This is a genomic window from Paenimyroides tangerinum, from assembly GCF_003865405.1.
Lineage (GTDB): Bacteria > Bacteroidota > Bacteroidia > Flavobacteriales > Flavobacteriaceae > Flavobacterium > Flavobacterium tangerinum.
The window spans coordinates 21,132-33,294 of record NZ_RQVQ01000015.1; the positions used below are offsets into that span (position 1 = coordinate 21,132).

At 29.0% G+C, this 12,163-nt stretch carries 11 protein-coding genes; 5 read left to right on the top strand and 6 right to left on the bottom strand.

The features are described from left to right. Window positions 1–37 precede the first annotated feature (37 nt). Window positions 38–673, top strand: coding sequence for a hypothetical protein (locus tag EG240_RS08030; protein WP_125018875.1), 636 nt, complete (start codon window positions 38–40; stop codon window positions 671–673). A 63-nt stretch (window positions 674–736) separates the two neighbouring features. Here EG240_RS08030 and EG240_RS08035 read toward each other — a convergent pair whose 3' ends face one another. The 3 genes from EG240_RS08035 to EG240_RS16685 all read right to left on the bottom strand — a co-directional run bounded on the left by EG240_RS08035 (window position 737) and on the right by EG240_RS16685 (window position 2,325). After that, window positions 737–1,375 (bottom strand): HdeD family acid-resistance protein, encoded by a 639-nt coding sequence (locus EG240_RS08035; RefSeq protein WP_125018876.1) that lies wholly within the window; start codon window positions 1,373–1,375, stop codon window positions 737–739. Between the two features lie 101 nt (window positions 1,376–1,476). Then, complete coding sequence (locus EG240_RS17075; protein ID WP_203229301.1) at window positions 1,477–1,797, bottom strand: helix-turn-helix domain-containing protein; 321 nt, start codon at window positions 1,795–1,797, stop codon at window positions 1,477–1,479. A gap of 39 nt (window positions 1,798–1,836) precedes the next feature. Further along, a complete protein-coding gene (locus EG240_RS16685) occupies window positions 1,837–2,325 on the bottom strand; it encodes a hypothetical protein (protein WP_203229298.1) in 489 nt (162 codons plus the stop codon). 869 nt (window positions 2,326–3,194) lie between these two features. On the opposite strand from EG240_RS16685, the gene EG240_RS17030 reads away from it, so the two are divergent. The 4 genes from EG240_RS17030 (at window position 3,195) to EG240_RS08060 (ending at window position 9,343) form a co-directional block, all read left to right on the top strand. After that, complete coding sequence (locus tag EG240_RS17030) at window positions 3,195–4,976, top strand: collagen-like domain-containing protein (protein WP_125018877.1); 1,782 nt, start codon at window positions 3,195–3,197, stop codon at window positions 4,974–4,976. A 218-nt stretch (window positions 4,977–5,194) separates the two neighbouring features. Beyond that, entirely contained in the window at window positions 5,195–6,445 is a 1,251-nt protein-coding gene (locus EG240_RS08050) for a gliding motility-associated C-terminal domain-containing protein (RefSeq protein WP_158612006.1), read from the top strand. 12 nt (window positions 6,446–6,457) lie between these two features. Then, window positions 6,458–7,375 (top strand): PorP/SprF family type IX secretion system membrane protein, encoded by a 918-nt coding sequence (locus tag EG240_RS08055; RefSeq protein WP_125018879.1) that lies wholly within the window; start codon window positions 6,458–6,460, stop codon window positions 7,373–7,375. Between the two features lie 12 nt (window positions 7,376–7,387). Next, the gene (locus EG240_RS08060; RefSeq protein WP_158612007.1) at window positions 7,388–9,343 is read left to right on the top strand and encodes an OmpA family protein; all 1,956 of its coding nucleotides are present in this window, start codon (window positions 7,388–7,390) and stop codon (window positions 9,341–9,343) included. A gap of 50 nt (window positions 9,344–9,393) precedes the next feature. Here the strand turns inward: EG240_RS08060 and EG240_RS08065 are convergent, their stop codons facing one another. The 3 genes from EG240_RS08065 to murB are packed head-to-tail and all read right to left on the bottom strand — an operon-like array spanning window position 9,394 to window position 12,123. After that, window positions 9,394–9,945, bottom strand: coding sequence for an RNA polymerase sigma factor (locus EG240_RS08065; RefSeq protein ID WP_125018935.1), 552 nt, complete (start codon window positions 9,943–9,945; stop codon window positions 9,394–9,396). Between the two features lie 13 nt (window positions 9,946–9,958). Further along, complete coding sequence (locus EG240_RS08070; protein WP_125018881.1) at window positions 9,959–11,050, bottom strand: glycosyltransferase; 1,092 nt, start codon at window positions 11,048–11,050, stop codon at window positions 9,959–9,961. A gap of 59 nt (window positions 11,051–11,109) precedes the next feature. After that, window positions 11,110–12,123, bottom strand: coding sequence for a UDP-N-acetylmuramate dehydrogenase (gene murB / locus EG240_RS08075; protein ID WP_125018882.1), 1,014 nt, complete (start codon window positions 12,121–12,123; stop codon window positions 11,110–11,112). Window positions 12,124–12,163: the final 40 nt, after the last annotated feature.

Here is a 12,163-nt window from a genome sequence, read left to right on the forward strand (position 1 = left end):
CCGGCAAAAGCCGGTTTTTTTTTTTAAAGAAAATAATATGAAACATTTTTATTTTTTATTTCTTTTCGTAATTTCTTTTGCTGTTTTTGGTCAAAAATATATTCCAGATCGCATTCAATTAAATGGAAACGAATATGATTATCGTTTTCATCATCTAGAGCAATATTTTAATTATTACCCAGATAAACGAATCGTTCAAAACAAAGATTCTACGATTGTAAATCGTGGCTATGTTGCTTTCTATGAAATTTTTGAAAATGAATTATATCTTCGTGATATAAAAATAGAAAACGTAAAAGATTCTACAGGCTATGTAAGCGTACGTGAAAAATTTAGTCCTTCTACAGAAGAACGTATTCCTTTGCGTTGGGTAAATGGTGTAATACAAATTGGCTTGGGAGTTGATGATTTTAAGAATGACTCTTTAAGACCTTTAAATGAGAATAATTTAATTTTTGAAATACAAAGAGGCAAAGTTAATCGTAAAGTACAATTCAATAAAGATGAAATGCGTATTTTCAAAAATATTCAGTGGAATAAATTCAGAACAACGAATGATTATTTATCGATTTATAGAAAACTACAAAATAGAGGACTTTCTGAATCTGAAATAAATGTTCATATCTATAATAATGTTTTGTATTATTCTAAGAATATTTTTATCAGAAAATAAATTTTAATAAAGATCAAATTTTTCATAAAAAAAACGCTGCTCATTTATTTGAGCAGCGTTTTGTTAATTTTTATTGATATGTTCGTAATATTCTTTTTTCAATTCTTCTATCTTTTCTTGAAGATTGCCTTGAATTTTTGAAGACATATTTTTTAAACGTTTTAATTGAAATGCTAGAACGATTGCGGAAAAACCTACAAAGACAAAAGCCAATGAAGTTAATACGACTAAATATGCTTCTGCGAAAACTGGATTAAAAATCAATAACAATGAAAAAATTAAACCAAGTGCACTTGCAAAAGCTAATCCTCCCCAGTTATTTGAACCATAATTCTTATGTTCAAAAGCAAAACCTAATCCTTGCATTGAACGGAATAATAATGTAAATCCGATAAATAGAGGAAGCATTGCTGCTGAAATATCAGGATGTGTAAGTAATATAAAACCGACAACTGTGTCAAAAATACCACCCATTAAATACCAGCCCCAACCTTCAATGTTCTTTTGATTTTGAATTGCAAAAGCCAATTCCATTAAACCTGTAAATAAAAACGAAAGACTAAAAATTATGGTTAAAGTAGCATAAGTTGCAACAGGAGTTGAATAAGTGTAAATTCCAACTGCAATCAACAAAACACCAATTATTGCTGGGATGTACCAATGTTTAACAGTTTTTTGAATTGTTTTTAGAAATGTTTTCATGATTTAAATATGTTTATATGTAATTTAAGTAAAATTACAAAAAAAATGATGATTCTTGCTTGTAATGTAAATGCGAAAATGTTAAAAATAGCGTGCGTTTTTTATTCTTTTTCTAAATAATCTACCTTGAAGTTTGAAATGTTTATACCTGTATTACGTTTAAAAAATCTGCTAAAATTGGATACATCTTCGAAACCTAATTCAAATGCAATTTCTTTAGCTGTTTTGTCTGTGTAATTTAAATATCTTTTTGCTTCAAGAATAATTCTGTTGTGAATTATGTTTAAAGGAGTTTGTTGTTTTAAAAGTGAAAAGATATTACTTAACGTTTTTGGTGATTTATTTAAGTTATCCGCATAGAATTTTAATCCTTGTTCTTTTTTATAATTTAGCTCGACTAAAACAGAAAATTTACGGACAATATCTAACTTGTCTTCTTTGAAAGAAAGATAGCTTTCGGTTTATGATTTTGCCGTTCGAGTAATTTTGATGATTAAATGTTTAAGTAAGGTTCTTAACATTTCACCTTGAAAACGATCATTTGCTTCCCATTCAGATTGAAATCTTTTTGTTAAGTATTTTATTTCTTCATCTTCTTCATTATTAAGTTTAATGAACATCGGATGATGGATTCCGTAAAAGAGAAAACCAACACAGCCAACTTCAGAATCATGGTCTAAAATACAATAAAACTCACGATTAAATTGCCAAGCAATTAGTTGTTCGGGATTTTCAAAATTAAAGTTTTGATTTACTATTAAAGGTAAAATTGACTTTTCTGGAAAATCATATTCAATTTCATCAATAGTAACTTTTTGATTTTTACCGCAATTATAAACTAATGTATTTAGTGGTTCAGAAGGTTTAATCAAGCCTAAACCTATAAAATTAGGGTTGTATTCATGCATTAAAAACTCACCTGATGTAATATCTATATATCTTCTAAGCATAAATTTTTATTTAAAATAGATGTTCAATTTATTTAAGTACTAATTAGATATTTTAGTTTTTTAAAATTACTTATTTTTATTTTAAATAATGTTTAAATGTCTGTTTTTTTGTAAAAAAAGTTAATCACTTTCTTTATTATTTAATTATATGTGATATTTTTTCTTTTCCTTTTTTACTTTTGTAAATAAAAAAAGAAGATAGTTTTCTATCTTCTTTAATTGATTTGTTCCTTGTAAATGTATTCATTTGAAACATTCAAGTGTTGATTAAGTTGTGGGCGATTTGTCAAATTATTCTTTTCTTCTTAGCAATTTTAACTGACATATCTTTTTATTTATATTTCAAAGTTACATACTTTTTTTAATTAGAAAGGTCTTTTTTTTCCCAAAAAAATAACAATTATTCCCGAATTCAAAACTTTAACAATTTTATTCATTTGTTTTGTTCTATGTGTATATTTTATCTTTTTTGTTAAAAAAGTGGATTATTTTTAATTTTAAGTCTTTAGTTGTTCTTTTTTTGTTTTTTGTTGTTTTATTAATATAAAAACTTGAATTATCTGTTTTTAAATATGATTTTTCTAGAATATATTAATATAGATTATGCATCAAATGAGGTTCTGTTTTTTATTAATTTAGGTTAACAACTTTTAGTGTTTTTTCTAATTTACTATATGATGTTTTATTCCTAATGAAGTTTTATGATTTTTTAAAACAACCATTTTTATTTGTAATAAAAACTATAAATTACAAGTATTGTAGTTTTTTAGTCTTGTAAATTAAATATTTACAATTTTATTTATTTATCATTATTTTATTTGGTATTGTTTTTTTTGTTAAATTTGAGGACCAAAAAAAATAAACTTTTTATGAAAAACAAATTTTTTCCTTTAGCATTAGCTCTATTGGGAAATGTTGCGTATTCCCAATTTGGAATTGGTACGCTACAGCCCAATAATTCCTCCCAATTAGAAGTTTTTTCGGATAACCGCGGAATTTTAATTCCTCGAGTACAATTGTCTTCAAGAACTGATGCCACAACTATTACATCAGGAAATTTGAATTCATTATTGGTATTCAATGTTACCGACAATTCATTTATTAAACCTGGTTATTACTATTGGTTTGATAATATTTGGCAGAAATTAATTAATTCAACAGATTTTGAAGAATTGATTGATTCCGATACTGGAGATCTAATTCTGCAAGTTGTTGGTGGTAATTTAGTTGTAGTTGATGTACATGGTAATACTGGTCAAATTGCAATTGCAGATTTAAATATTATTACAAATCTTGTAAATAATTTAGATGGTACTTACACTTACACAAACGAAGCAAATCAAAATACTACAATTGATGTTACTCAAGATGTGATTAATAATTTTGAAGACATCATTTCGAATACTTCTGTTTTAGAAACTACTGTCAATTATCTAACTGATACTAAAGTTGGGGGTAATCTTTCATATAATGGTTCTATTTTTAGTTATATTAATTCTACTGGGGCAGTTCAAAATTTTACAATTGGTGATATAGAAACGACTACTTATTTGACAGTAAGTGCTGATGGAAAATCATTTACTTATGAAAATGAAGATGGAGAGATTGTTACTGTAAATTTGTTAGCTGGAAAACAAGGTGTTCAAGGAGTTCAAGGTCAATCTACATATGAAATTTGGCAGGGTTTACCAGGTAATGATGGTAAAACTATTATTGAATTTTTAGAAAGTTTTCGTGGTGAAACTGGAGCTATTGGTTTGACTGGACTTACAGGATCACCTGGTCCAACAGGAGCTACAGGAGCAAAAGGTAATACAGGATCACCTGGACCAACAGGAGCAATCGGGCCAGAAGGACCAGAAGGACCAGTAGGACCATCAGGACCCGCTGGAGCAACTGGAGCAACTGGAGTAGCTGGTCCAGAAGGACCAACCGGACCAACCGGACCAATGGGACCAACAGGTCCAGCAGGACCTATGGGATCAACAGGACCGACAGGACCGACAGGACCTGCTGGAATTGGAGGGAAAATTACAGCTGGAGATGCGATTGGTTTAACTGGAACAGGAACTAATTTGGATCCATATCATTTATCAGTAAATGTTGATAATGGTTTGACGATAGATGATAATAAAATTAAGCTTGGAGGTTCTTTAACTGAATCTATAACATTCAATACAACAGCTACAAATTCAATAGCTATAGTTGGTTTAGAAGCTGGAAATACTTCAGATCATATTATTGTTACTGATACTAATGGTGTTTTAAAAAGTGCCAATGCTGTTACTCCTAGTTTTTTTAGTTTACCTACAATTGTTTTGCCAACTACAAGTTCAAACCTTCCTAGTTATGTTACATATAATTTAGGGGAGTTTACTGTAAATTTATATGATTTGTATTCTAAGCAATTTGGAATGGTTGGTAATGTTGTTGGATCTTCTAGATCGGCAATTAGAAGCGAGAATGCAATTTCAAATTTACCTTTGTTTTCACAGAATGAATTAGAATATTTCATAACCTATTTTGATAATACGGTTTATAATCCTCTGACTATAACCCTATCCGAAAATGGTATTTTGACTTATACAATTGTTCCTTCAGGAACTCCTTCTTCAAAGACATATATGAACATAGTTTTTAAAGTTAACTAAAATATTAGTTAACTCTTGAACTAAATGTTACTCATCATACATTTTGGTTATTTAATTTTTAAAAAAGCACGAATTTATATTTAAGGTTTTGAACTTTTACATAAGAGTTTAATGTTATTTGAGTATAGATTATCTTATAAATAAAAGAATGCATTTTTATAATTATTTTCCAATATGTGTATTTACGAACATTTAAAAGAACATATATGAGAAAAATAGTGAATACAATATCAGTTTTTATTTTGGGTTTGCAATGTCAAGCTCAAGTCAATGAAGCTGTTAATCGTGGCTTAATATATACAAAAACAGGAACACAAGTTTCAAGTAATTTAAATTTCACTAATGAGTCTTCAGGTAATTTCATAAACAATGGAGAATTTCATTTTTACAGAAATTATAAAAACGAAGGACTATTTAGTTATTCATCGAATTCAACTTCTGGCTATGTTGTCTTTGAAGGTAAAAATGATATTATTCAGAAAATAACTGGAGATTCTCCAAGTTTCTTTTATGATGTATTATTTAATAAACCTGCAATAGATTACGCTTTTCATTTAGATAATGAAATTGAAAGTTCTGGAATTGTAAATTTTTATGATGGAATTGTACTTGTAAATAAAAATAATGGAGGTTCTTTTACCTTTCTCGATGGTGCTAATCAAACAAATGCTTCTTCAAAAAGTTTTGTCGATGGACTAGTAACAAAGGAAGGTAATGATTCTTTTAAATTTCCAATTGGTGGTTCTGGTAATTATCGATTTGCTGGTATTTCTGCTCCGTCTAATGTTGTGGATCAGTATATTGGGCAATATTTTTATGAAAATACTGATAATTTATATCCCCATAAAAATAAAACAGGTGTTATTAATAAAATTAATGATAAAGAATATTGGATTATAAACAAAGAAATTTATAGTAAAAATTCTGTGATTTTAACGCTTTCTTGGGATGATCAAATCACTCCAAAAGATTTGCTAGTTGAAGATGCCAAATATTTACATGTTGTTCGTTGGGATTTGAGCCAAAATCTTTGGGTTGATGAAGGTGGAATTGTCGATTTTCAGAATAAAACAGTAACAACTCCCGTTGAAGTTGATGGATTCGGAATTTTTACTTTAGCTACTATAAAACCAAATCTTTTGAATCCTGGAGATGTTGTTATTTATGATGGTGTAACTCCAGATGGTGATGGAATTAATGATTATCTGATTATTGATAATATTCAAAATTTCCCAAAAAATTCTGTAAAGATTTTTAATCGTTGGGGAACTGAAGTTTATCATACATCAAACTACGATAGTGATAATAATGTTTTCAACGGTTTTGCTAATACCGGACAATCTTTTGGTGGTTCGAATAAATTACCAACAGGAACATATTATTATATTTTAGAATATGAATATAATCGTGATGGTGAATCTTATATGGTTAATAAGGCAGGTTTTTTACATTTAGAAAATAACGATTAAATCTAACAAAGCATGAAAAAAATAATTTTATTGGCAATGTTAGCTTTAAATAGTTTATTTGCCTTCGCTCAACAAGATCCGCAGTACACACATTATATGTACAATACAACAAATATAAATCCGGCATACGCAGGATCTCGTGGAACAATGAGTATTTATGGTATGAGAAGAGATCAATGGATTGGGCTTAATGGTGCTCCAAAAACCAATGCATTCTCAATTAATACGCCAATTAATAATAGTAAACTAGGTTTAGGAATCTCTTTTATGAATGAAGAAATTGGTGCTATGAAAGAAAATACTTTTTCTGTAGATCTTGCTTATACAGTGAATTTAGATGGATATGATAATAAATTAGCATTCGGTCTGAAAGGTTCTGCAAATTTATTGGACGTAAATTATAGCAATCTAAATTTACATAATCAAAATGATCCAAAATTAAGTAAAGATATTGCGAATCAGTTTACTCCAAATATCGGAGCCGGAGTTTATTATTATAATACAAAAAGTTATATCGGTTTATCGGTTCCAAATTTTTTAGAAACCGATCGTTATAACGATAATATTTATGCAACGGTACAAACTAAAATGCATTTTTATTTAATGGGAGGTTACGTTTTTGATTTGAATCCGAATCTAAAATTCAAACCAGCCGTAATGTTCAAAGCAGTTCAAGGAGCTCCAATACAATCAGATATTACTGCAAATTTTTTGTTTAGCGAAAAGTTAACTTTAGGAGCAGCGTATCGCGTAAATGCAGCTTGGAGTGCTTTAGCGGCATTTCAGATTACAGATGGTTTAATGTTGGGATATTCGTATGATGGCGAAACAACCAAATTAGCTAATTATAATTCAGGTTCGCATGAGATTTTTTTGAGATTTGAATTATTCAAAAAGTACGATCGTTTAATGTCACCTCGATTCTTCTAAAATATGAAAGTTATGAAAAAAGGATTAAAATTAGTTGCCTTGGTATCTGCTTTGTTTTTAGGAAATACCTTCGTACAAGCCCAAACTGGTTTGAAACGTGCAAATAAACAATATGATAATTTAGCATATTATTATGCGATAAATACTTATGAACAAGTTGCAAATAATGGTTTTGTCAGTTCTGATATTTTAAAAAAATTAGGTAATTCATATTATTTTAATGGAGAATATGCTTCTGCAAATAAATGGTATGGAATCTTATTTACGGATTATAATTTTGAAGATTTAGAGTCTGAGTATTATTATCGTTATGCAGAAACTTTGAAAAATATTGGTGATAATCAGAATGCTGATTTATATTTTAAAAAATTTGCAGAAAAGAATCAAAATTCGACGCGTGCCTTAATTATCAGTTCAAAGGTTGATTCTCAAGAAGAAATAGTTAGAAACTCAGGAAGATATATTTTAAGTTCATTGGAAATAAATTCGCCATATTCAGATTATAGTGCAAATTTTCATGATGATAAATTATTATTTACATCTGCTCGAGATACTGGTAATTTTTTCAAACGTATTTTTAGTTGGACAGGTGGTTCTTTTACCAAAATTTATCAATCTGAAATTGATTCTGTAGGTAATCTTGCAAAGCCAAAACGATTCAATGGAAAAGTAAATAGTATTTTTAACGAATCATCTCCTGTAATTACAAAAGATGGAAAAACCATGTATTTCACTAGAAATAATTATTTGAATGGAGAACGTGGTTATAATCTAAATAATATCACACTATTAAAAATCTATCGTGCAGAATTCATAGATAATAAATGGACAAACGTTACCGAACTTCCATTCAATGATCATAATTTTAATACGGCGCATCCAACTTTAAATACAAATGAAGATGAAATGTATTTTATTTCGGATCGTTCTGGAGGTTTTGGAAGTTCTGATATTTGGAAGGTTTCTATTTTGGAAGAAGGTTTTGGACAACCTATTAATTTAGGATCTGAAATCAATACAGATGGAAGAGAAACTTTTGTTTTTATTACTGATAACAACGAATTGTATTTTTCAAGTGATGGACGTCCAAGCCTTGGTGGTTTAGATGTTTTTGCATCTAAGATTTTGAAGGATGGTAGTTTCAGTCCTGTTCAGAATGTTGGCGCACCTTTGAATAGTCAATATGATGATTTTGGATATATCATCAATCAACAAACGAAAAGAGGATATTTCTCGAGTAATCGAAACGGTGGAATTGGAAAAGATGACATTTATGGTTTTCTTGAAACTAGAAGTTTAAATTTCAATTGTATTCAAGATTTAGGATTGATTGTAGTTGATAGTAAAACTAAAGCTGTGATTCCAAATGCCAAAATCGATTTGTACGATATGGGTTATGGGTTACTAAACTCAACAAATCGTATGAAAGATGGAAGTTATGTTTTTGATTATGATTTTGAATGTAGCGAAAGTTACCGTGTTCGTGTTGATTATCCTGAATATGAAATAAAAGAAGAAGTTGTTGTACTTGATAGCGAACAAGGAAAAACAATTCGGACTATTGAAATTAACAGGAAGAAAATCGAAATTAAACCACAAGATGATTTGTTTAAAGTGTTGAGTTTGAAACCGATTTATTTTGATTTTGATAAAGATTTTATTCGTCCAGATGCAGCAGAAGAATTAGCGAAAATTGTAGTTGTAATGAAAGATAATCCAAAGATGATAATCGATGTTCGTTCATTTACAGATAGCAGAGGAAATGATGATTACAACTTGAAATTATCTCAGCGTAGAGCAAAATCTACTGCGGAATGGATTATTTCTCAAGGAATTTCTTCTGATAGAATTACTTATAAAGGATTTGGAGAAACACTTTTATTAAATCATTGTAAAGATAGTGTTCAATGTTCAAATGAAGAGCATGAAGTAAATAGAAGATCTGAATTTATTGTTATAAAATTATAATAGAATGTAATGCATGAAAAAAGCTGTTTCGATTTTGAAACAGCTTTTTTTTATTCTTTCGAAGCAATCAATTCTACCAATAATTTTTTTGCTCTAAGTAATTTTATTTTTACGTTATTTAACGGTTCATTGATTTCTTTAGCTATTTCGTTATAACTCATTTCCTGAAAATAACGCAACTGAATAATCTCTTGATAATGCGGTTTCAGTTGTTTGATGCAATTTTTTAAAGTTGCTAAATTCTGCTCAAAAATCAATTCATCTTCTAGCGTTGGCGAATCGTCTGCAATGTTTTTGTAAATGAATTCTTCATCTTCTGTCATCTCAACGAAATAAGAAGCTTTTCGTTTTCGCAACATATCAATATGAACATTTTTTGCAATGCTAATCAACCAAGTATTAAAAGCGTATTCGGGATTGTAATTTTTGATTTTATCAAATGCTTTTGAGAACGTTTCAATACAAATATCTTCAGCATCCGTTTCGTTTCCGCTACGTTTTAGCATAAAATTATAAACCTCATTCCAATAGTAATTAAGGATTGAAGTAAAAGCAATTTGGTCGCCCGTTTTGGCCAATTCAATTTTTTCTTTTATGTCGATTTTCTTGTCCAATCTAGGCAGTTTTTTTTCTAAATATATTTTGTGTTGAATATTTTACTTGATTTATAGTTCGATGAAATTCTAAAATTGGAAACATCCAAATCAAATCTTTTTGTTGAAATTTACTTAAAGATTTCCCAACAACAATCCAACTTATCAAATATCTAAAAGCAATAATAATAGTTGTAATTATCCATTCAATTTGTAAACTCAATAAGGCAATTGCAAAAACAAAAAACAAAAATTGCGAAGTATTAAATAAGCGAACTTTAACTCGTGTTGCATTGTTTAATTTTGATAAAACAATTTCATCTTCTTCTTTCTTTGTTTGCCATTCGTTTAATTTAGTTATTGGTTCTAAATAAACAAAGGCATTTTTAGAAATCGTATAAGTCGTATTTTTACTTTGAGAAGCTTCATTCATGAATAATTCTTGCTCGGCAAAACGAGTATTCATGTGTGTAATGAAACCGTTTACTTTATAAAATTCTTCTTTTTTATATCCAATATTTTTAGAAAAATAAGAGAATGGAGCTCCGTAATTTGTCCAAGAAAAACTATGTAATTGTGAAAAAACAGAATCAAATCGAATAATCTTATTAAAGAAACCTTTAAGTTTGATGTACATCGAAGGTCCTAAAATAATGGTTTTATTAAAGGTGAAATTCGAAGCCATTGATATAATCCAAAACTCGTTATCGATGTTTTGTTCAGCATCAATAAAAAGCAAATATTCGTTCTTAGAAGCTTTGATTGCTAATGTTTGTGCATATTTTTTATTGTTCCAAAAAGCTTCATTATTTTCAACTCGACACAATCTAATGTTTGAAAACATTTGTGCATATTCCTTAAAAATATCTAAGGTTTCATCAGTTGATGCATTGTCAACCAAAACCAATTCGTAATCATGGTAATTCTGATTTACCAAATTTGGAAGTAATCGTTTTACATCTTCAGCCTGATTTCTCGCATAAACAATAACCGAAATCGGAATACGTTTTGGATTGTTTTCATTTTCTTTCGAAAAAGAGAAACTCGAAAAAACGCCTAAATAATAAAACAATTGAACAACGACAATTCCTATGAATACATAAAGTATCAGCATAGGAGCAAGGCTTAAAAACTCGGGTGATAAAGGTATATTTTCTAGCAATTTTTTTATATTTAAATAATATTTACTTCAGGAATGATATTGATTTTGAAAAGCTCGTTAACTTTAGTTTGAATCTGATGAGCAACTGCCAAAATTTCGGATCCAGTTGCATTTCCGTAATTCACCAAAACCAAAGCCTGATTTTTATGAACTCCGGCATCTCCAAAACGTTCGCCCTTAAATCCAGCTTGCTCAATCAACCAACCAGCTGGAATTTTAATTTCATTTTCAGAAACCGAATAATGAGGAGCATTCGGATTAGTTTCTAAAAGTGCTTCAAATTGCGTTTTTGTGATAACCGGATTTTTAAAGAAACTTCCGCTATTTCCTATTTCTTTTGGATTTGGAAGTTTGCTTTCGCGAATTTGAATCACTGCTTTACTTACATCCTGAATCGTTGGATTTGTAATTTGCATTTTTTCTAATTCTTGTTTTATCGCTCCGTAATCAATATGTAATTTATGATTTTCTTTTGTAAGTTTAAATTGAACAGATAAAATAATATATTTTCCTTTCATTTCGTTTTTGAAAACACTTTCTCGATAACCAAATTTACAAGCGTCATTATAAAATGTTTCGATTTCAAATGTTTCTAAATTTAAAGCTTTGCAAGAATAAAATGAATCTTTGATTTCAATTCCGTAAGCTCCGATATTTTGCATTGGTGAAGTTCCAACATTTCCAGGAATTAAGGATAAATTTTCTAATCCACCAAAGTTGTTTTTCAATGTAAATTGTACAAATTCGTGCCAAACTTCTCCAGCCATCGCTTCTACAATAACGAAATTATCTGATTCTTCAATAATAGAAATCCCTTTTAAATTTAATTGAATAACCAATTTATCAATATCTTTTGTCAAAAGAATATTACTTCCGCCACCAAGAATAAAAAAATCGTTTTTTGGTGTTTGTTTCACTAAATCAATCAATTCGGTAATATTTTCAACAATTGTGAATTCACGCGCATTTGCATCAATTCCAAATGTATTGAAGGTTTTAAGTGAGTGGTTTTTTAAGATTTCCATTTTGAATATTTTGGTTTGCAAAAATAATGAAACAAATGAT